Origin of the sequence: Polyangium mundeleinium (assembly GCF_028369105.1) — a bacterium.
Classification (GTDB): domain Bacteria; phylum Myxococcota_A; class Polyangia; order Polyangiales; family Polyangiaceae; genus Polyangium; species Polyangium mundeleinium.
The window spans coordinates 1,795,845-1,817,681 of sequence record NZ_JAQNDO010000001.1 but is presented as its reverse complement, the minus strand read 5'-3'; the positions used below and the strand labels follow the sequence as shown (position 1 = coordinate 1,817,681).

Below are 21,837 nucleotides of genomic sequence, written 5' to 3'. Positions count from 1 at the left end.
CTCGTCGACCAGCCGCCGAGGTGGTCACGACCCTCCCGCAACCCTCGTCGACCAGCCGCCGAGGTGGTCACGACCCTCCCGCAGGCATCTTCGACAAGCCTCCGAGATGGTCACGCCCCTCCCGCAGGCATCTTCGACCAGCCGCCGAGGTGGTCACGCCCCTCCCGCAACCCCCGTCGACAAGCTGCCGAGATGGTCACGACCCTCCCGCAGGCCTCGTCGACAAGCCTCCGAGACGGTCACGACCCTCCCGCAACCCTCGTCGACCAGCCGCCGAGATGGTCACGACCCTCCCGCAGGCCTCGTCGACAAGCCTCCGAGACGGTCACGACCCTCCCGCAGGCCTCGTCGACAAGCCTCCGAGACGGTCACGACCCTCCCGCAAGCCTCGTCGACCCACCTCCGAGACGGTCGCGACTCTCCTGCGGTCAGGGCCTACGCCCCCTGACGGCGGCCCCGCCGCGTCCTCGCCGCGACGAGCCCGAGGGCCGCCGCCGCGAGCGGCATCCCCGACGACCCGCCATCGCCCGCGGCGCGGCAGTCACATTCGGCCCCACCTCCCGGTACGGTCGAGCCGCCCGAACCTCCCGAGCCCGGACCAGCGCCGCCCATGCCACCGGAGCCGCCCGAGCCCGGACCAGCGCCGCCCATGCCACCGGAGCCGCCCGAGCCCGGACCCGCGCCGCCCATGCCACCGGAGCCGCCCATTCCACCGGCCCCACCACTTCCACCAGCGCCGCCCATTCCACCAGCGCCGCCCATTCCACCGGCCCCATTCCCTTCGCCCACGCAGATCCCCCCGGTGCACACGCCCCCATTGCACTGGGCGTCCATCGTGCAGGCCGTGAAATCCACGACCCTCGCCCGGACCCGCGACGTCCCGAAGGGCGCTTCCGTATGGAATTGCGGATAGGCCACCAGCACCTTGCCCGCATTCGTCGAAGCAAGCGTCGGGAGGCCCTCGGGGTGAGCATCGCTCGTGATCGCGAGCGTCGTGATCGGCGCAAGCATGCCGTCGACCACGAGCGCATGAACGTCCGTCGCGCCCTGCCCGCACGTGCGAACCCCGATCACGGTGCGACCCCCGTCGGCGACCACGCCGCGCCCCGCGAGCCCCACGTGCGCGCATCCCGGCGCGCTCGCGAGCGACACCGCCGCGGCATCGAGCACGGCCCCCGCGGGGCTCACCCGCACCCCGAAGACGCCCTCCCCGTCCACCCACACGACGACATGGTTCGTCCCATCAAAGGACACGGACGCCCCGGCCGGCGCGGCGAGCGTCCCCGAAAGGACGATCGGCGTCGCATCGACGGCGCTGCCCTGCGGCGTGAAGCGCTTGCCGACGATCTGCTTTGCTGCGTTTTGCCATACGACGAGGTGATGCACGCCGTCGAATGACGCGCTGAGCGCCGCGGGGAGGGCGTCCGGCGCGAAGGACGTGAGCGTGCCCGAGGGCCCCGCCGCGTCGATCGTCGTCGCCACAACCTCGTCATAACTGCTCGCGGCCACGAGCGTCGCGCCGCCGCCCACCGAGAGCGCCACGCGGTCGCCGACCCCGTCGAAGCCCTGGATCTCCGTCGCAGGCGTGTCGAGCACCACGCCTTGTGGGCTGAGCCGACCCGCGCGCAACCCGCACTCCGTGCCGTCGTAATAGATGTTGCACTCAAACCACGAGAAGAGCGTATTCGTCCCGTCGAACACGGCCTCCGGGCGGATCACGTCGTACGCCCCATTGTTCACCTGAATGGCGCTCGCGTCGACGACCATCCCCGAGGGATCAATGCGCGTCGCATACAGGTTCGTCTCCTGCTTCGCGACCAAATCACGCCCGTCCGACCAGGCCACGACGAAGTTCTGGCCATCGAACGCCACCGCGGGCGCGCGTTGCTCGCTCGCCCCGCGCGACACCACGATCGGCGCGGCGTCGAGCGCCTGCCCACTCGCGTCGAAACGAAGGGCCTCCACCGTGAAGGCGCCCGGGAAGAACTTGTCGAAGTAGGCATTGCGCCACACGTGGAGCGCGTGCGCGCCATTCGAAGCGCCCCGCGCCACGGCCCCGCGCGGCGCATACACGACGCCGTTATGATCGAGCACGGCCCCCTGGGGCGAGACGCGCGCCCGCCGGAGCGGATGCGCGACCAGATCGGGCAGGTAATCACTCCAGGTCACGACGGCGTTCGTGCCATCGGTCGTCACGTCGAGCTGCGTGATCTCCTTGCCGGTGGGATCGATGAGGGGAATCGGCGCGGCGTCGAGGAAAGCACCCTGCTCCGGGTCGAAGCGCGCCGCGACGACCGTCCGCTCCTCGTCGGTATACTGGATGTACCCCACGAAATACGACGATCCCATCCACAGGGGCGTGGGCTGATGCTGCGAGAGGAGCGGGTCGGGCAGGATCGGAATACTGACAGGATCGAGCAAGACGCCCTGGGCATCGACCCGCGCGAGGTGGCCCTGCGAAAACCCCGGGTTGTCCCACGCGAGCAGGGCCCCCGCGCCATTCGAGGCGACGCGCAAGGCCCGGACCGTCCCTGCGCCGAACACGACGCCATTCGGATCGAGGACCTGCCCGGACGGCGTGACGCGCGCATAATATCCCGTGTCTTCGTTCAGGCCGCTCCAGGCGACGAGATAGTTCGTCCCATCGAACACCACGTGGCCATCGGTGCCGGACGGCGACAGCGAGATCGGCGCGCCGACCGGCTGACCATTCGCGTCGAGGCGCTGGCCGTACAAGCCCATCAGACCCGCGGGCGCGGGGTAGACGATGTCGTACGCGAGGAAATACCCATTCCCGTCGCTCGCGAGCGACGGATGTTCCCCCGCGTCCGCCAGCGGAATGCCGGACAGGTCGAGCACGTCGCCCTGCGGGTCGACACGCGCGGCGTAGATTGCCCGCTCCGAGACGGGATCGAGGAACCGGCTCACCTCCCAGGCCACGAGATACCGGCTGCCATTCCACGCGACGGCCGGATCCCTGTGGATGCCCGTGCCGAGGCCATTGACAGGTTCGTCCACCGCGATCTCCGCGCTCAGGATCGGGTCGAGCACGGCCGGATACACGGACGTGGCGAGCACGCGGTCGGGGACCCGCAGGACGATCCGCGTGTCCTCGACGTGCGCCTCGACATGGGTCCTCGTCCCGCGCGCGTCGATCCACGTCGCGCGCCCGAACCGCACACCAAGCCCGGTCGCGGGGTCCACGTAATGCAAGCCACGCGCCGTCGCGCCGACGTACCGCTCGCCGCTGGTCGCGAGCACGACGGAGAGATCCCCCTCGCCCTCGGGCGCGCGCGGAAACCCATAAGAGAGCTCCACGCCGTCCTCGCGATTGTCGATGTGCTCGGTGACGTCGCCGGCCTCGATGGCCAGGTGGTGGCCTCGTTCGATGCGGCCCGTGGGCGCGCCGCGCAAGAGCTCACGCTCGCCCCGCGTGATGCGCGCCTTCTCGATGCGCAGGGGCGCCCCCGCGCGCACCGCCCCGCCGGCCGAAGGCGAGGGCGCGAGGGGGGCGACGTCGAAGCCCTCTACCGTGGCCGAAACGTGGTGGGTCGGCCCGGCGCCGACCCATCGGGGCCCCTCGGCGCGGAACGCCCGCCGCGCGTCACGCGCCGTCGCGTCGAGGTCGAGGGGCGCGGAGAGCCGAGCCCCCGCCTGCGGAGCGGGCGGCGCCGGCGAAACGCCCGGCGTGGGCGACTCGGCGCATGCGGTGAGCATGCCCGCGACGAGGAGGAGGGACGTGCGTTGCGTGAACGAGCGGAGCCGACGAGACGTTCGAAGGGCCATGAATCGTCCTTTCTTGTGCAAGGCCGGGACAAGGAGAAGAAGAAATGCCGACGCGACGGTCCGGCTCACCCGATCGACCGCAGCGCCGCGACCACCCCACCCAGCGACGCCCGGTCATCCTGGTCGAGCGCGCTCGTCCCCCGGGAGAGCGCCTCCACCAGCACCCGCAGGTCCTCGTCGCGCCCCGGCGGCTCGATCGAGGACACCCGCTCGGCCCGCGCGACGTCGTCCAGCAAGAGGCCAAACTCCCGCTCGTCGAGGCCAAACGCCTGCGCCTGCTTCGACACCACGCCCGCCGCGCTCGCCACCTCGGCCAGGCCCTTGCGCGCCTGGAGTCCGAGCCGCGTCAGCTCCGCGCGCTCCCGCAGCGATCGATACGCCGCCTCGATCACGTCGAGATCCGCCCGCGCGTGGGCCAGCGGGTCCTTCGCGCGCCTGTCGTCGTCGTCGTCGTCGGCCGCGTCCGGGGCAGGTGGCGGGAGCGTCGGCCGCCGCGTCGTGACCTCTTCGAGCTCGGCGCGCGCCTCCGCGAGCGCGACGAGGTAGCCGTCGATCGCCGCCGTGGCCGCGGCGAGCCGCGCCGCCGGATCGCCCGGCGCCGCCGGATCGAGCCCCGCGATCTCCGCGGGCCGCCTGCGCACGAGCTTCTTGATCGGCAGCGCGCATGCGAGCCGGAACGCCGCGGCCTCGGCCGCCGTGAGCACACGTTCCCCGAGCTCGATCCGCAACGTGAGCTCGTCTCGCATGCGCGCGATCTCCGGCACGAGCCGCGGCTCCCCTCCTGGGCCGTTCCCCTTCTGGAGCTTCTGCCCGAGCGCCGCGCGTGTATCCACGAGCGTCCCGAGCGCCTCGCGCAGCTTCGTCAGCGCCGCGTCCGCCGCGCGTAGCTCCCCGCGCAGGTCCTCGCCCGCGAGCCGCTTCTTCGCCTTCGCTTCGAGCGCCGCCGTCTGCGCGGCCCGTGCCGCCGAGAGCGCGTTCTTCTGCACGACGCGCCCGCCTTCGAGCTTCGCGGCCGTCCGCATCGCCAGCATCGAGAGCGCGAGCGTCCCGCTCCGCGCGAGCATGCCGAGCGCCGCGGCGAACGTGATCGTCGCGAGCGTGCCTCCGATGGTCGACGTCGAGATCACGAAGGCAAACGTGAGCACGCCGAGGATCAAGGCGATCGATCGCAGGATCCGCGCGCGGCCCGCGACGACCTCGGGGAGCACGCCGCGCGGCGCGGCGAGCCCTTCGAGCCCCTTCGCGGCCGCGCCGAGCACGTAAGCGCTCGCGGCGAGCACGAGGAGCAACGAGACGAACGCCAATGCGCCCGCGATCGTCGCGACGAGCTGCCCGAGAAAGGTGATCTCGATCATGCGCCTCTCCTCCCCTCTCCCAGCGGGAGAGGGGCTGGGGGTGAGGGACTCAGAGGCCGGGGTTGAAGGACGAAAGCGAGACGTCCGTGTCCTTCGCCCCGAGCTTCGCCTTCCGGATCGTCACACGAAACGCCTTCCCATCCCACGCGATCAGGTGCAACGAGACGGGCACCTCGCGCCCCGGGCTCGCCTTGCGGAAGCGCGCCAAGAACCCGAGGCGCGCCTCGTCGCCGAGCGGAAGCTCCACCGCCGAGATCCCGATCGAAGCCGCGTCGGAAAGCTCGGCGAGCGTCGCCTCCACTCCGCCCTCCTTGCCGACGAGGCCGAGCGTCGTGTCGAGGTCCTCCCACGTGAGGACCGCGAGCGCGCTCGGGCCGCTGAAGAGCGAGAGCTCCTTCAGCTTGCGCGAGAGCCCCTCGGCGAGGCCCGGCTCCACGGGTTTGCCTTCGCCTTCGAGCAGCCGCGCGAGGTGCGCCGCCGCCCAGAGCCGCGCCCAGAGCCGCGGATCCCGCGGCCCCGGCGTGCCCTCCGCCGAAGCAACCTGCCGCTCCAAGCGCAGCGCCTCGTCCACGCGCCCGCTGCCCGCGGCGGCCAGCGCGAGCCGCAAGAAGCTCGGCGCGTCCGCGGCCGGCAGATCCGTGAGCGTCTTGTATTGCCGGTACGCCGCGCCGTACCACCCGTTCCGGAGGAACACGTCGCCGAGCAGCCGCCGCGACTCGGGGCTCTGCGAGTCGAACTCCACGATCTCCGAGTACGTGCGGAGCGCCTCGTCCTGAAAGCCCTGCGCCGCGAGCACGTCGCCGAGCGCGAGCGCGAGGTCGGGGCTCATGAACCCACGATCCCGGAGCCTCCGGCCTTGCGCGAGCGCGTCGTCCTTCTTGCCCGCCTCCGCCAAGAGCCGCACGACCCGCAGATCGCCCTGCGGATCCCCAGGCGCGACGAGCATCCGCTCGCGCAGCTTCGCGAGCTTCGCGTCCACGCCGTCGATCGCGGCGAGCTCCGCGTCGACCTGATCCCAGGCGATCTTCTCGCCGAAGAGCGTACGCCGCACGGACGCGGCGATCCGCGGATCGACGGTGCGACGGAGGATCGCCTGCGCCACGTACGCGCGCGTGTCGGGCACGGGCTCGAAGTGCGCGAGCAGCGTGGTCACGGCGTCCTCGGTGCGGGCCTTGCGCTGGAGGAGGTCGAGCAGCGCTTGCTCGGCGCGCCAGTCCGGGATCTCGCACGCGCCGCGCGCGGCCTGGTACCGCGACACCAGCGTCTTGCCGTCGAGCTCGCCGCGCAGCCGCTTCGACCACATCACGATGCGGTCCGCGAGGGGCCTCCGCGCGACGTCGCTGCACGGCGTGGCCGGCGGCGTGAGGGGCGGAGGGACACGCACCGTCGTCCCCTCCGCGAGCTTCTTCGTGGCCTCGAACTGCGACGTCGACGTCGACATCGGGGGCGGCGGCGGCTCGGGCGCGCGCCCCTTCGCCCTGTCGAGCGTCGGCTGATCCTCGGTCGCCAACCCGTTCACCACCGACCGCTTGCCCGCAATCTCTTGCCCGTCGAGCCCCTCGCGCTCCGCGTTCGCGCGGAACGCCCCGCCCCCGCCGCCCGGCGCGGGCTTCGCAGGCGAAGGCGCGTTCTCCGCGACCGCAGGCTCGGGCTCCGTGGGCGTCGCCGTCGCCATCGCTGTCGCCGGAGACGTCTGGTTCTGCACGTCCATCGGCTTGTCCTCGAGCGCCAGCGGCGCGGGCGCAGCCGCCACGCTCTCCGGCGGCGCCTCCTCCTTGCTGCGAAGGCTGCACCCCATCGCGACCGCGGGCGTCGGGTTCAGCGCCGCATCCATCAGCGCCCGCTCCGTGCGCGCATCGAGCGCCGTGAGCCGCACGCCCCGCAGCGGCGAATACCTCCGCCGGATCCCTTGCCGCGCATACGCGGCCTCGTTCTCCAGCGCGAGGATGCTCGTGAACGGCGTCATCAGCCCGTACTCGAGCCCGATCTCCACGATCTTGCCGCGCTGCTCCTCGGGATCCGTCACCTCGCCGAGCAGCCGCCGCACCTTCTCCGCGGCCCAGAGCCGCGGCACGAGCGACGTGCTCGTCCCCTGCGCGAGCGTGATCGGGTAGTTCTTCGCAAAATCCTTCCCGCCCACGCGGCCCTTCACCGTCGCCTCGGCCGGCAGCGCGTGGTGCGTCCGCGCGAACAGGAGCACCTCTTCGCCGCGCGAGACCTTTCCGCTCGCCGTGAGCATCGCCTCGTCGAGCCCCGCGCCGAGGTCGATCGCGAGCTCGGTGATCGTCGGCGTCTTGATCGCGCTCGCGAGCCTGAGCACCTCGCTCGTCGCCGTCTCCATCCGATCGATGCGGAAGCTCTGCCCGCCGCCCTGCCGCGCAAGCTCGCGGAGCAGACCGACATTGCTTTGGGTCCCAACGGCCACCGTGAAGAGCCGCGCCCGCGAGGTCGAGAGGCTCCGCCGGAGCCGCTCCGAGAGCCGGTCGCCGCTCACCTCACCCGACGTGGGCAAACCATCGCCGATGTAGACCACCGCGGGCTGCTCGGTCCCGTGCAGCCGCCCGAGCGCCGCGTCGAAGAGCGCGCCGAGGTCCGTCGCGCCGCCCGACGAATGCTCCGCGAGCCGCGCCAGCGCCGCCGCGATCTCCTTGTCCGCCGCCTCGGCGAGCCCCTCCTTCGGCCAGAGCACCGTCGGCGCCGAGTCGATCGCGATCAGCACGAACCGATCCTTCTGCGAGAGCGCCCGCAGGATCGCCTCCGCCGCGGCCGCCTTCTGCTGCCGCACCGCCTCGTCCCCCGACGCCGAGGTGTCGACCACGACCGCGACGTCGCCCGGCGGCTCGGGCACGGCCGCCCAGTCGATGTCAGGCACGTACCGCGCCATCACGTAGTCGGCCCGATCCGCGCCCGCGGCGAAGCGCGCGACCGTGAGCGCGGCTCGCTTTTGCGGCTCGATCGGCGTCGCTTCGAGCTGGAAGTCCGCGCGCGGCAGATACCCGCTCCGGCGCATCGTCACGCGCCGCCCGCCGTCCTCGACCACCGCGTCCGCGAGGCTCGCGATCCGCATCTTCGAGCCCGCCACCCCGAGATCCACCTCCAGGGAAAACTCCCCGATCCGCGCCGGATCCTCGCCGCGCATCGGGTAGAGGTACTCGAGCTTCCCGCCCTGCGAAGGCAACACCTCGAGGTACCGGAGCACCACGCGGCGCGCGCCGGACGCCGGGATCGGGTAGATCCGCGAGCGATACGTGCGTCCGTCGACCCATTCGAGCAGCGCGGGCGAATGCCCCGTCGCCATGGCCGTCGCGTACCGCGCCGCGGCCTCCTTGCGCTCGGTCACCTCGCCCTCGACGAGCACGCCGTTCGTCTCGACCGCGAACGACGTCACGATCGCCCGCTCCGGCACGCTGAACCAGTACCAGCCTTCGAGCACGCCGCCGCCGGGGTTGCCGAACGTCTGATCGACCTCGGTCTCGGCGAGCCCCTCGCGGATGACCGCGCGCACGGACTGGCGGCTGACCTCGAGCACCTTCGCCTTCTCGCCGGGGAGCCCCGGGCTCACGCCGTAGATCCGGCCCGCGCCGCTGCCCGCGCCCGCGAGCGGACGGCCATCCCCCATGCCGCCGGTCCAGTCGTCCCAGAAGAGCACCGGGCTCACCTTGGGTTTGTCGTTTCCGGACGCCTGCGCCTGCTCGCCAGCGCTCACCTCGACGCGCCCGCCCGGCGACGTGAGCACCGCGAGCCCGCGCGTCACCACGACCACGACCTCCGCGCCCGCGCGCCGGATCGAGAGCCCCGCGTCCGCCGCGGCGATCGTCGCGTCCCCGGCCTTGTGCTTGAGGCCGCCGCGCTCCGAGGGCGGCGCGTCGAGCCACACCTCGCCGGCCACGATCTCGGCGCCGTCCGGCTGGAGCCGCACCGTCGAGTCGCCACGCAGGAAGAGCGACGACCCATCCGAAAGCCGCACGAGCGCCCGCGCCCCGGTCCCCGTGGCGAGCTCCGCGCCTGCGGGCAGCGGCGCGCCCGAGATCACCGTGCTGCCCTTGCCGGCCTCGATAAGCCGCACCTCGCCGGCCGCGAGCTCGAGCCGCGCATCGACGACGCCTGCGCGCACCGGCGGGACGCGCTGCGACGCGATGAACACGGCGAGGCTCGCGACGAGCACGAGCAGGCCGATCGCCGCGCGCAGCGGCAGCGAGTGATTCTTCGCGAACGCCCTGATTCGATCCAGCGAGCGGGACATGGTCCTCCGGAGCCGACGAAGGCCAAACGGCCCTGGGGGCTCGGAGCTGACACCCCGCCCGAGGGTCCCCCTGTCGCGCCGTCCATGTTCGACGGTCCGGGCGGCGGGGGAAAGATCTCTTCGGCGAAAGGGTCGGTCTAAAAAGTGCCCATGCAGCGTGCTGCCGCCGCGACGCCGCTCACGACCCGAGCTTCTTGATGGGCCCCGGCACCGCGGAGAGGCGCCCCGTCGGCGTGCGCCCCGCATCCGACCCCGGCGCGGGCGGCGGGAGCGTGGCGCGCCCGATCCGGGCGAACACCCGCTCCGGGGTCTCCACCTCGGCCGACTCCATGCCCATCGTCTCGCGGACGAGGATGGTCATCTGGTAACAGATCATCGCCGCCTCCCGCACGCCGCGCTTGAGCAGCAAGGAAGGCAGCGTCTTTTCGAGCACCACGGTCATCGAGCGGGGCGTCACGTTCTTCGGCAAAAACCCCGCCTCCCGGAGGGCAATCCGCAAAGTGCCCCGCGCCTCCAGCCGGCTCAGCTTCGAGAGCCGCTCGAGCTCCTCCGCGACCCGCTCGAACACACGCGAACCCTCGCTCATGATGCGCCCTCCGCGCCGAGACGGCGCTCGACGTATCGCACGTACGCAACCGGCGGGAAAAAGCTGAATCCGAAGGCAAGCATGGCCGGCACCCCAAACGCCGCGCCGCCGACCAGGAACACGTCGGCGAAGCGCGATTGCAGCACGTGGAGCGCGCCGCCCGCGGTCAGGCCGTCGAGCATGAGCGCGGCGCAAAGATAACCGAAACCCCAAAGGCCGAACCGATCGGCCACGAGCGGCTCGGCGAGCCCGAAACGCACGCGCTTTCGCATGAACGCCGCATACCGGAGCGCCTCCACCGCGGCCCAGCCATAACAAAGCGTCCGCAACACCGCGCGAGGCCAGAGGGCCGAAGGCAATCCATTGGACCAGGGAATGACGTGGTTCACGACGGGCATGGCGAGGCCAAAGGCCACGAGGAGGAACGCGAACACCTGGGCCCAGGTCTCCTCGCGCCGAAAGACGAGCCACACGAAGCCCGCGACCGTGAGGAATCCGATGTCGACGACGAGCCCGCCGATCTCCACGGCGAGCGGCGCAGGCGCGCCGCCTCGCGTCACCGCGCTCGCGACCTGAATCGAATACCCCACGAGCGGAAGCAACATCGAAAGCCCGAGCAGAAACTCCGGGGCCTTGCGCGTACGCATCGCAAGCCCCAGCAGCCGCGCGGCGACTGCCGCCGCCACCAGCCCGAACACCACCAGGACCATGAGGGTGAACGGTTTCAAACGACCGAAGAGACGCTACCACGATGCGCGGCTCGGCGTCGAGCCCCGCGCACGGGGCCGCCGGGCGACACGAAGCCGCGCCCCTCGCCTGCGAAGGACGCGGCCCGTGTTTTTCTCATCCGTACATTTCTAGTTGTTCTGCACGATGATCGCCCCGTACGCGGGCAGCTCGAACGACATGCCCGTGATCCCGGAGAGGAGATCCGTCGCCGCGGCGCCCCACGGGATCGTCTGCGACGTCGACTTGCGGTTCAGGACGACCGAGATCGTCTCCGCGCCGCTCTGGAGCTTGTATTCGTAGACGTCGGCCGTGTTCTTCACGAGCGTGATCGTCGCGGCGAGGTCCGTGAACACGGCGTGCGCCTTCCGGATCGCGACGAGCTTCCGGTAGTGATGCAAGAGGCTCGACGCGTCGGCTTCTTGCGCGGCCCACGAGGCCGGCTCCTGCTCCGACATGAACTTCACGAACGGGTAATCCGGGTTCGGCGCGACCGTGATGCCCACGCCCGCGAAGGGCAGCACGTCCTTGTTCGCCTCGTTCGTGGCCGCCGCGTCGATGTTCCAGCCCGTCATCTTGTCGCCGACGAACACGTTCGCCTCGAACCAGCTCATCGGCTCGCGGATGAGCTCGTCGCGGTCCCACGCCTCGTTCCCGAGGAACTTGTCGCGCTTGCCCTTCTTGCCGAACTCCTCGCCGTAATAGATGACCGGCATGCCCGGCACCGTGAGCACGATCGTCGCGGCCTGCTTCAGCTTCGCGTCGAGCGCCGCGCCCGCGCCTTCGAACTGCGTCGCTGGCCGCTCGAGGTCGTGGTTCGATAGGAACCGCTCGAGGTAATGATGCGGGCTGCCGCCATTGCCGCCGGCCGCGAGGTCCGCCTGGACCTTGTTCACGTACCCCACGAAATCGACCGCGTCGCCCGCCTGCCCGTTCACGAAATTGCCGACGATGCTGCGGAACGGGAAGTCGAACTGCGAGTCCATGTCGCCCCCGTACGGCATCATCTCGCCGTACTGGGCCGGATCATCCCAGCGATTCTCGCCCGTCAGGAGCACCGCGGCCGAGCCCGCGGGCCGCACGACGTCCTTCTTGACGAAATGGTTGAACTCCTTCCACCACACGTGCGTGCCGTGCTTGTCGAGCGAGATGTCCGCGTTGTCGTCGAATTGATCGATGTGCTTCGACGCGTCGAGGCGATACCCGTCCGCGCCGAGATCGATCCAGTGCTGCGAGATCTTCTTCATCTCGGCGCGCACCGCGGGGTTGCGGTAGTTGAGCTCCGGCATTGGGCCGCCGAAGATCTGGTGGTAGCACTGGTAATTCTTGCACGCCCACATCACGGCCGATCCGTCCCACGGGTGCCCGTCCGCCAGCATGTTCGAGTATTGATCGGACCAGACGAACCAGTCGTGGTACTTGTCGTAATCGGCGTGCTTCGGATCCGCGCCCGCGACGAACCAGGGGTTCACGTCGGCCACGTGGTTCTGCACGAGATCGAGGATGATCTTGATCCCCGCGGCGTGCGCCGCCTCCGTGAGATCGGTGAAATCCTTCATCGTGCCGACGGACGGATCGATGTCGTAAAAATCCGTCGTGTCGTAGCCGTGGTAGCTCTTCGCCTTGAAGACCGGGGTCATCCAGATGGCGTCGGCGCCGAGCTCTTTCAGGTACGGCAAGGCCTTCCGCAGCCCGACGAGATCCCCCACGCCGTCCATCTTCGTCGTGTCGATGCCGCTCTCGGCCTTGGAATCGCCGACCGCCTTCGTCGTGCCGCCGTCCGCGAACGTGCGGACGATGAGCTGGTACATGATCCCCTTGCTGCCCCACGACGCCCAGTCGGCCGCGTCCGTGATCGGCGCATACGAGATCGGCTTCAGATCGAGCACGTCCGACGTGTCCTCGAGCGTCTGCCCATTCACGTCGAGCTTCGTCGAGATCCGGTAATACACGGCCTCACCCGGCGTCAGGCCCGTGATCATGAGGCCATTCTTGTTGATGTCGTCCGCGGCCGCCCACGTCACCTTCTTGTCGAGCGTCCCCGCGGCCGCGCCGTACTCGACCGTGCCCGTCGAGCCCTTCGCCACCCGGAACATCAGCCGCACGCTGCCATTGCCGAGGTCGATGAAATCCTTCGGCCGCGAGATCTCGTACGCCGGCCCCGCCGCCGCCGGCGGCGTCGTCGAGACGGCCTGGCCCTGCGTGATCCAGCACTCGGCGATGTTCGCATCCTGGGCGTTTTTCGTGAGATCGGCGAAACGAACCCCCGTCTCGACGTCCTTCTTGCAATTGCCGTTCGAGCATTGCACCGGGATGAGCCCGAGCCACGCGTCGTCCGCGTCGCCGGTCACCGTCACCCGCACGTCGGTGTACACGCCGAATTCGTCCGTCCCGTCGAACACCTGCGGCGTTCCCCACGCCGGCGACGTCGAGCCAGCGCCCCAGAAATGCACGCCCCACGACTTCGGGTCGCCGCCGTCCTGCAGCCGATAATGGATCCGGATGAAGCTCTCCTGCACGATCCCGCCCGCGCCGCCCGTCCCGGCGCCTGCGCCGGCGCTGCCCGTATTCGTGGTGAGCCCCGTGCCGCCCGTGCCGCCCGTGTTGAGATCCTCGCCTTCGCACCCCGCGTTCATCGCGAGGAGGCAAGCGAGCGAACCGAGAACCGAATAACCAAGATATCGTCTCATCGTGATCTCCCGTTTCTGTCGATGCCGTCACGGCCTCGCGAATACACCTTCGCGCCGCATTCACGGACGGTCGCTCATGATGCGACCCGCGAAGGGGATGTCAAGCGAGGATCGGGCGCCCGTGTTATGGCGAAATCCTGCGCGAAACGCGCCGTCTTTGGGTCACCGCCAATACCACGCCGATCGTGCCGAAGAGCCCTGCGCCCGCGCCAAGGCCGAAGCCGAGCAAGAATCGCTTTCCCGCCGAGCCCTCGTCCGGGCGCGGCTTCGCGACGACCCCGGCAGCCGGCACGGAATCGCGCACCATCGCTGAAAGATAGACCTTCCCCCGCACCACCTCGGAGGACGGCGTGGCGGGCCGCACGCTCGTGAGGTCCGCGCTCGGCGGCCCGCCCCAGATATCGAAATCGGGGCTCGGGCACGTCACGGGGCCCTGCCAGCGGTGGCGAAGGACGTAACGCCCCTGAAACGTGCTCACCTCCGCGGGCACCGCCGCCTGCCCCTCGCCGCCGCGCCCGCCCTGGATCGGCGGCGCGACCCGCAAAACGGGGTCCTCTCCGAGCGCCTCCTTGCGATAACGCGCATGAAGCCGCGTATGCACGACCATCCCCGACGGCGCGCCCAGCCATCGTAGATCCTCGGGCGAAAGCAAGGGCCCCGGACACGGATCACACGACTCCGCGTCCCACGCGTATTCGGTCACGAACGCGCCGGGATTCTTGTCGAGCGTCGCGTCGAAGAGCGACGCGTAGAACTCGCCGAAGTGCGCGCGGGCCGCCCCGTCGACCTCCACGTTCGTGGGAATCGTGAGGTTCGGGAAATTCGTGGCCTCGTACCTGTCCTCCGCGAGCACGTGCACCACGAGGTCCTGCGTGCCCGCCGAGCTCGAGAGCCCGAGGCGCAAAGGCAGCCGGACCTCCTCTGCGTCGTATTCGAATTGAATGGGCGAGGACACGGAGCGGCCTCTGCGGATCTCGACGTGCGAGGGATAGAAACGCGTCACGAAGAATTTCCACCCGGCCTCCTTGTACGAGCGCAGCACGGTCGCGACGTTCTCCGGAATGTGCTTCTCCCGTCTCTCGAGCCAAGGCTCCAGGTCGGAGGGCTCGATGACGTTGATGGAGGCGCCGCGCACCGCGAATTGCGCGTCGATCTGGACGCGAGACGTTTCCTGGGCACGGGGACGCGTGGAGCCCTCGTCCGGCAGCACGCTCGGGCCGCCCTCCTTGTCGCGGGCCGCAATCGAGGCGATGTCCGCGTAGGTGCAGGGATCCTGCTGCCAGGATTCGACGAGCCGCGGCGCGCTGCTCACGTCGAGCCGCTCGAAAATGTCGCTCGGGAGCCTCTTCACCGCGTCGGGGTTGAACGTGGCCGGCACGGGCACGATCATCTCGACCCCGGTCTGCTCGACGATGTACGTGGGCCGCAGGGGCACCGTGTCGAGATCATAGGTCTCGGCCGGTGCGGTGTAGTCCATTTGCATCGAGACGACGGTGCGCGTCCCGCGCCGCGCGATCACCACGGTCGTCGCGCTGTTCGGGATCTTCGAGTCCCTCCTGTCCAGGAAGAAGTAGCCCGGGAATGCTTCGGCCGACGCGGCCGCAGCCGTCAAGAAGGCCCACGCGAAGACGCCCGCGGCGCGCATGCCGTGCAGGGTATCGACGGCCGCGGCGCGTTGTCACGGTTTTTCCCTCGCGGCGCGGGGCCCGGTCCGGATACCCTGCGCGACGTGGCTGACAAGGACGCCTCGGGCAAGCCCGAAGAGCGAGCCCGCCGCGCGTCCCGACGCACGCGGCAAAACCTCGCTGTCGCGACGATCACGCTCCTCGTGCCGATCGCCGTCGCGCTCGTCCTGCTCGCCGAGTCCGAGGCGGGGCTCGTGCGCGTCGCCTTCTTCAACCTGCACCTCGCCGAGCCGCGCGGCGCGCTCGCCGTAGGCTTCGGCCTCGGATTCGCGCTCGCCACGACGATCGCCCTCACCCGCTTCGTCGCGCAGAGGCGCGCCGCCGCGTCGCTCGTCTGCCTGCCGCCCGCCATCCTCGCCGCCATCACGCTCGCCGCCTCGATTGCGTGGATGCCGGATCCGCTGGCCCCAGCGCCCGATCTCTCGTTCGGCGAACGCGCGCGCGCCGCGGCCTCCGCGTTGATGCTTCGCGCGTCCCTCTTCGATGCCGGCCTGCTCGTCGCGTCGATCTCGCTCGGCGTCGCCGCGCTCTCGCTCCGGCCTGGACGCGTGACGGCGTCGATCAACAAGGACAAACGCCCCCTCGCCGCGCTCGTCGTCGCCGCGCTCTCGCTCCCGGCGGCGGCGCTCGTCGCGCGCCTCCTCGGCAAGGACGACCTCGGCCGCGACGCGGTCGGGAGCTGGATCGCGGCGCTGCCCGCGGGCATGGGTCTCGTCGCCGTGGTGCTCGGCGCGTCGCGGACGAACCGGGGCGACGGTTATGCCGCCACGCGCCTGCTCGCCGCCGCGTGCGCGGGCATCGGCGGCGTCCTCCTCGCGGCGCTCGCACCTGCGATGGGCGAGGTCATCGCCATCTCGACGCCTGGCACCACCCTCCCCGCGCTCGGGCACGCCGCGCGAGACCTCCGCCGCACGACGGTCGAGCTCACCGCCACCGGCGCGATCTTCGCCCTTCCGATCGTCCTCACGACGCTCGTCGCGATGCCGCCGCGTGGCCTCACCGGCGCCCTCTCCCGCGCGCGCCCCGCCTTCCTCGTGACGCTCCTCCTCGCGCTCGCGCCGGCCCTCTTCGTGCTCCCCACGAACGCCGCGCTCCGCCACATCGAATCGCTCGTCGCCGACCAGACCCGCCTCACCGCGCACCCCGGCGTCTCCCTCGCGGACCCGTCCTTGCCTCCGGGCACGCTCGTCGTGGATCTCGCGAGCCCCTTCCCGACCGAACTCCCGCCCACGACCCCTGCGCAGATCGTGCTCGGCTTTCAGTTCCCCCCGGCGCGCTGGGAGGACGGCGTGCCCGTACGCTTCGACGGCCTCGGCGACGGCGCGTACGACCTTCTCCTCGAAGGCCGCTACTTCAGCGTGCCCCTCCGCGTCACGCTGCCCGATCCGCGCGTCGGCGCCCGTATCGTCGTGCCCGCCCTCCCGCTCGCGCCGCCGCTCCGCCAGCCTGCCGAGCCCATCGAGCCCCACGCGCCCCACGCACCTCCGCCCGGCTTCCTCGACGTCGACGCCACGCTCGACGAGTTCGTCGTGAAGTGGCGCATCCGCGACATCGTCACCGTGCTGCGCCGCGCGCCCCGCGAAGCTGCGCCGGGGGACGTGCGTCATCCGACGCTGGCCGCGGTGGTGGCGGACATCTGGAAGGACCACGGCGCGCACCACGACCCGCAGGACCGAATGCGTGACCGCGCGCTGATCCGTTTGTCGCCAGACACGCGGCTCGAAGAGGCCCACGGCGTCGTCGCTTCCGTCCTCTCGGCCAAGCGAACGATGCAGACGCGCAACGGCGAGACGCAGTCGGTCCCCACGTTCGACGTGACGGTCGCCGAGCCTCTGGAGCAGCGCACACGCGCGACGCTCTCACCGCCCGCCCCGGAGCAAGCGCCGGAGACCGTGACGCTGGAGGAAGCCGAAGAAGCCCAGGTCTCGGGCAACCTCACGCGGGAAGACGTCGACGTTGGCCTCGCGGTCCTCCACGCCGAGATCCGGGATTGCTACCGCATCGAGTTCGACAAGCGCCCTGGCGAGCCGATCGACCTCGACCTCCAGTTCCGCGTGGGCGCGGACGGGTTCGTCGGCGACGTGAAGCTCACCTCGCCGCCGGGCGAAACCTCGTTCGGCGCCTGTGTGAAGAGCTCCGCGCTGCGTCTCCCCTTCCCGGAGCGCGAGGCCGGGGTCTCCTCGATTCGCGAGCACCTTCGCCTGACCCCCAAGCCGCCGGCCGAGAGCACAGAGGCCCCCGAAATCCCGCCCTCCTCCTCGTATTGAGGTGACGAGCCCAGAGGGGCCAAGCCGGGCCGCGCGGGCGGGTTCCATGGCGGCAGCCGGCGCGATCGAACCTGCGCCGGCCCGAGGTGACGATGCACCGCTCGCTCGTCGTGTGGCCGCTCCTCGCGTTTGTCGCGGGGTGTGACGGCGTCACGTACTGGAATCCGCCCGAGGTCCCTGCCGCCGCGCCGAGCAGCGTCGAGGACGACGTCGTCCTCCGCGAACACGAGGACACGGTCGAGCGAATCGCCAACATGACCGGCGATTTCGCGCTGCAGGAGCGCGTCGCCGCGCGTGGCCTGCGGATCGTCGACGTGGCGTGGGAGGACACGGCGCGCGCCGTCGGCTCCGCGCTCGGCCCGAACATCTCGGACCTCACGCTGGAGCTCCGACGACGACGCACGACCGGCGAATGGGCGGACGCGCTCATGCCCGTCCTTCGATATCCGAATTTCTCCGACCGCACCGCCGACGTCCCGTCCGACCGGTTTTTCCTCCGTGTCGGCAACGAACGAGGCGCGCCGCTCCAAACGATCTCCCTGCTCGACGCCTTGCACGACCTCCGCAAGATCGTCTCGAGCCCCGAGAGCCTCACCGGCATCGAGGGCGCGCGCTCTCCGATCGACCTCACGGCCCCGCGCGACTCGCATTTCCTCGTGAGCGCCCAGGCCGTCTTCGAAAACCGCAGCGAAGACCGCTCCGTGCGGGGCTACGGGCAGGAGCTCTATTTCAATGAACATGGGAGCCGCGCCGCGTTCACGGCCGAGCGCCGGAGCGACGTGGCGGCGCGGATCGAGGCCCGGGGCGGCCCGCGCACCGAATCCGAGCGAAGCGCCCTTGGCCGCGGCGCGGACCTCCTCGCGTTGATCCAGGTCCCGCTCGTGCACGAGCATCGGGGCGCCCTCGGGGGTTTGTCCTCCTCGGACAACGGATATGGCTACGAATTCTCGGACGACGCTCTCGCGGCGGGCGGATTCGGCCCGAACGACGCGACGATCCACATCCGCCCCGGGCCCGTGCGCAGCGACCTCGAACGCGCGGTGCTCGGCCACGGCCCGCGCCTCGGCCCGTTCCTCGAAGGCCACGGCGGCCGCCTCGTACGGGACGAACGATTCCCGATCCGGATCACCGTGCAATTCTACAAGGCGACGAGCGACGGCGTCGTGACCGACGCGGATCTCGACGGAATCACGCGGAACATCGAGAGCGCCTACGCGCACGCCGATTTCGTGGGCTCGCTGGTGCTCCCGTCCGGAGACCCGAACCGACCCACGGCATGGCAGACGATGCCGGGGGAATGGTTTCCCTGGTAAAACCTATCCCCCCGCCCCCTGATCCTCCACGTTTGGCGGCAGCGCGAATCGTTTCTCCTCGCAGCCGTACGCCGTCGGCGTCAACTGGATCACCGTGTGCAGCGGCACGCTGATCGACGGGCACTCGCCCGGCGGCCGGTCCATCAGGTACGCGTAGATCGCCCGGAGCACCGCCTGGTGCGCGATCACCAAGGTCGGCGAGCGCTGGCGCTCGAGCTGGATGATCACCGGGTCGAGCCGCTGGATCACGTCCTCGTACGACTCTCCGCGCGGATATCGATACCGGAACTTGTCGGCGCTCCGCGCGGCCCACACGTCCGGCATCTCGATCCGCACCTGGTCGTACGTCATCCCGTCGCAGACGCCCGCGTCGATCTCGTCGAGCGCACGCCAGGTCCGCGGTGACCGCGTGATCTTCGTCGCCGTCTGGATCGTCCGCCGCAGCGTGCTCGTCCAGACCGACACCTCTTGATCCCGCGGCGCGTTCTTCCGAACGAACTCCGCCAGGTGCTTCGCGTACTCCTCGCCCGCGGGGGAGAGCTCGGGATCGCCGCCGATGCGGCCGTGCCGGTTGTAGTCGCTTTGCCCGTGCCGCGTCAGCCAGATCGGGCGCGGCGAGACGTGCAGGTCGATGAGCAGGGGCGCGAGGCGCGCGGGCAGGTAGCCGTGGATCCGGTTCAGGATCACCTGGCGGCCGACGTCGATGATCTTGATGTAGCTCTGGTTCGGATCCTCGAGCGTCTCGTACATGCTCTCGTAGTGGGCGATGCGCCGCAGGAAGTCGTGCGCCGCCGCGTCCGGATCCATGTCGACGTAGTCCGGCGACTTGAGCTTCGTATCGCGGACGTTCGCCTCGATCACCCCCGGGTCGTTGCAGAACGACTCGATGAAGACGACCGGCAGCCCCTCCTTGCGGCACCGCTCCTCGACGAGGCGCCTGCGCTCCTTCGTGCTGTTCGTCGCGTCGAAGATGCCGACCTCGCCGCCCTCGCGCAGCCAGGCGAGCATGTCGTCGAGCGCCGTCATGGCGAGATCGTGCAGGACCTGCCGGCCTTCCTTGTTCGACGGCGCGAAGAAGTCGGCTGGCTGGCTCGCGCCGATCTGCCGGCGACGGTAGCTCCCCACGTTGAACACGCGGGTCGGATGACCGAGCCAGCTCAGGTAACGCGCCACGCGGCGCCCGATGTACGTTTTTCCCCGCGCAGGGAGGCCGACCATGGACAGAACGGTCGTGGCCTTGTCTCGCTCGCCCGGCACCCTTTTGCTCCGTACCCCCGACACGGCACGCTCCATACCGCCCTACGCGGGAAGGGGGAAGCACGAACCGCGGACGTAGGCGTCAGCCGATCTCGGCGCCCCGCACGACCGCACGCGCCTCGCTGGTCCCATGAAGCTCGGCGTAGCTGCGCCGGAGGCCGAAGCAGCGCGCGGAAAGCTCACACCGCCCGCACGCTTCTGCGCGGACGAACTCGCCGCCGTCGTGCCCGTTCGGGATCTCGGCGAGGTCGAAGAACCCGCGTGGATCGACGGGCGCGAGGCAGAGCGGGATCCCGCACATCGACTCGAACCCGAGCACCGGAATCCCCGTCGCGCGCGCGATCATGAGGCCCTCGCGCATCGCCGGCAGCAGATCCGTGTACCGCGGGATCAGGCTCTCCGTGCGGGGCACGAGGTCCGTGAATGCCCCGACGACCGAGACGTTGATCTCCGCGGCCGGCCAGCGCGCCGCGACGAGGCGCACGAAGTCCGGGAAATCCGCCTGGTTCGGCTCGCAGAAAACGAAGTTCAGCCGCACGCGGATCTTCGTCTGCGCGAGCGCGTCGAGCCCCCGCGCCGTCTTCTCGAACGTGCCCGGCGCCCGCGTGATCACGTCCGAGATCTCGGCGCGCGACCCGTGCAGCGACACGAACGCCACGTCGAGCCCGGCCTCTTCGAGCTCGCGCGCGCGGCCCGGATCCGCGAGGCGCACCGCGTTCGTCTGCAGCTCCACGGCGATCGCCCCTTCACGCTTCGCGAGCGCGACGTACTCGCGGAGACGGCCGTTCAAGGTCGGCTCGCCGCCCGAGACTTGCAGGACACCGCCGGCGTGCGCGATCTCGAGGATCGCGCGGCGCACGACCTCGTCCTCGGGCGCCGGCAGGTGCGTGGAGACGAAGCAAAAATCGCAGGCCTGGTTGCACTGGAACTGGATGCGTACGATGTGCGAAGGCACGAGCCGGCCGTCGGGCGCGCGGTGGACGTCGCGGGTCACGAGCTCGCGATCGATCTGCTCGCGCACCGACGAGATCACCGTGAGCTTGCGGCGAATCCGGTCCTCCATGAGAGGCCGGAAGGCGGACGTGGTCTCCCGCGCGAGGAGCGCGCGCGGCACGCCGGGACAACGATCCGCGACGACACACGCGCCGCACGCGGGCACGCGCTCGTGGCCCGGCCGATTCGCGCCGCCGGGGTTCAACGCGTAGAGGTGCGCGAGGCGCGCGGGCCGCTCGAACGAGCACGGAGGGATGGCCGCGCCAGGGTCGAGCGAGAGCGGGATGCCGGCCTCCCGCGCGGCCTGATCGAGCCGTTCGAGCGCACGCGCGGCGCCTTCGAGCGGCGCGAGCGTCGCGGGATCGGGCGCGTCCACGGGCATGGACGCGACGAGGCGCAGGACCGGGAGGTTCGCCGCGCGCACGCCGCCCGGGATCGCCGCGACGAGGTCGAGGTTGTTCCGAACGATCGGCGTCGTGATCTCCAGCGGGATCCCCGCGGCGGCGAGGGCACGCGCACCCGCGAGCGCGGCGGAGAACCCGCCCTCGTCACGCGTGATCCCGTCCGCCTCGGGGCCAAACGCCGGCACGTGCACGCGCGCGACCGAAAGACCTGCGTCGGCGAGCGCGCGCGCGAGGCTCTCCGTGACGAGCGACGCGTTCGTCTCCAGCACGACGCGCTCGGCGCCGCGCGCGCGGGCGTGCCGGACGAGCGCCGCGAGATCCCGCCGCATCGTGGGCTCGCCGCCCGTCAGCACGACCTCGCGCGTGCCCTTGGCAAGCGCCTCGTCGATGCGAGCGAGCACGGCCGCGGGGCGCACGAAATCAGGCCGTTCGACCGGCCTTCGCGCCGAGCAAAAGCCGCAACCCTGGTTGCAGGTCTCGTTCGTGAGCACCCGCGCGACGCGCATCCAGCGCATGGTACCCTAGTCCCGTT

The 21,837-nt window shown here is 70.7% G+C and carries 11 protein-coding genes; 2 read left to right on the top strand and 9 right to left on the bottom strand.

Annotated elements, in window-relative coordinates:
* Positions 1-435: 435 nt before the first annotated feature.
* From POL67_RS07480 to POL67_RS07450, 7 genes are all read right to left on the bottom strand, one after another.
* Positions 436-3,786 (bottom strand): hypothetical protein, encoded by a 3,351-nt coding sequence (locus POL67_RS07480; protein ID WP_271916401.1) that lies wholly within the window; start codon positions 3,784-3,786, stop codon positions 436-438.
* A gap of 65 nt (positions 3,787-3,851) precedes the next feature.
* Complete coding sequence (locus tag POL67_RS07475) at positions 3,852-5,141, bottom strand: hypothetical protein (protein WP_271916400.1); 1,290 nt, start codon at positions 5,139-5,141, stop codon at positions 3,852-3,854.
* A gap of 49 nt (positions 5,142-5,190) precedes the next feature.
* Positions 5,191-9,384, bottom strand: a complete 4,194-nt coding sequence (locus tag POL67_RS07470) for a VIT domain-containing protein (protein ID WP_271916399.1) — start codon at positions 9,382-9,384, stop codon at positions 5,191-5,193.
* Between the two features lie 178 nt (positions 9,385-9,562).
* Positions 9,563-9,970 (bottom strand): hypothetical protein, encoded by a 408-nt coding sequence (locus tag POL67_RS07465; RefSeq protein ID WP_271916398.1) that lies wholly within the window; start codon positions 9,968-9,970, stop codon positions 9,563-9,565.
* On the bottom strand, positions 9,967-10,698 hold the full coding sequence (locus tag POL67_RS07460) for a hypothetical protein (RefSeq protein WP_271916397.1): 732 nt from the start codon (positions 10,696-10,698) through the stop codon (positions 9,967-9,969). The genes POL67_RS07465 and POL67_RS07460 overlap by 4 nt, the downstream gene beginning before the upstream one ends.
* Positions 10,699-10,827: 129 nt before the next feature.
* On the bottom strand, positions 10,828-13,386 hold the full coding sequence (locus POL67_RS07455) for an alpha-amylase family glycosyl hydrolase (RefSeq protein WP_271916396.1): 2,559 nt from the start codon (positions 13,384-13,386) through the stop codon (positions 10,828-10,830).
* A gap of 124 nt (positions 13,387-13,510) precedes the next feature.
* Positions 13,511-15,031, bottom strand: a complete 1,521-nt coding sequence (locus POL67_RS07450) for a DUF2330 domain-containing protein (RefSeq protein ID WP_271916395.1) — start codon at positions 15,029-15,031, stop codon at positions 13,511-13,513.
* A gap of 84 nt (positions 15,032-15,115) precedes the next feature.
* Between POL67_RS07450 and POL67_RS07445 the strand changes: the two genes are divergently transcribed.
* Positions 15,116-17,338, top strand: a complete 2,223-nt coding sequence (locus POL67_RS07445; RefSeq protein ID WP_271916393.1) for a hypothetical protein — start codon at positions 15,116-15,118, stop codon at positions 17,336-17,338.
* Positions 17,339-17,430: 92 nt separating this feature from the next.
* Positions 17,431-18,651, top strand: a complete 1,221-nt coding sequence (locus POL67_RS07440; protein WP_271916391.1) for a hypothetical protein — start codon at positions 17,431-17,433, stop codon at positions 18,649-18,651.
* Between the two features lie 3 nt (positions 18,652-18,654).
* Here POL67_RS07440 and POL67_RS07435 read toward each other — a convergent pair whose 3' ends face one another.
* Together POL67_RS07435 and POL67_RS07430 are read right to left on the bottom strand one after the other, a co-directional pair.
* On the bottom strand, positions 18,655-19,908 hold the full coding sequence (locus POL67_RS07435) for a 6-phosphofructo-2-kinase/fructose-2,6-bisphosphatase (protein WP_271916390.1): 1,254 nt from the start codon (positions 19,906-19,908) through the stop codon (positions 18,655-18,657).
* Positions 19,909-19,990: 82 nt separating this feature from the next.
* On the bottom strand, positions 19,991-21,820 hold the full coding sequence (locus tag POL67_RS07430; protein ID WP_271916389.1) for a radical SAM protein: 1,830 nt from the start codon (positions 21,818-21,820) through the stop codon (positions 19,991-19,993).
* Positions 21,821-21,837: the final 17 nt, after the last annotated feature.

Excerpts from the sequence above, each read along its gene's own strand:
- POL67_RS07430 (WP_271916389.1), bottom strand. The coding sequence starts at position 21,820 with ATGCGCTGGATGCGCGTCGCGCGGGTGCTCACGAACGAGACCTGCAAC.
- POL67_RS07480 (WP_271916401.1), bottom strand. The coding sequence starts at position 3,786 with ATGGCCCTTCGAACGTCTCGTCGGCTCCGCTCGTTCACGCAACGCACG.
- POL67_RS07475 (WP_271916400.1), bottom strand. The coding sequence starts at position 5,141 with ATGATCGAGATCACCTTTCTCGGGCAGCTCGTCGCGACGATCGCGGGC.
- POL67_RS07440 (WP_271916391.1), top strand. The coding sequence starts at position 17,431 with ATGCACCGCTCGCTCGTCGTGTGGCCGCTCCTCGCGTTTGTCGCGGGG.
- POL67_RS07470 (WP_271916399.1), bottom strand. The coding sequence starts at position 9,384 with ATGTCCCGCTCGCTGGATCGAATCAGGGCGTTCGCGAAGAATCACTCG.
- POL67_RS07465 (WP_271916398.1), bottom strand. The coding sequence starts at position 9,970 with ATGAGCGAGGGTTCGCGTGTGTTCGAGCGGGTCGCGGAGGAGCTCGAG.
- POL67_RS07450 (WP_271916395.1), bottom strand. The coding sequence starts at position 15,031 with ATGCGCGCCGCGGGCGTCTTCGCGTGGGCCTTCTTGACGGCTGCGGCC.
- POL67_RS07455 (WP_271916396.1), bottom strand. The coding sequence starts at position 13,386 with ATGAGACGATATCTTGGTTATTCGGTTCTCGGTTCGCTCGCTTGCCTC.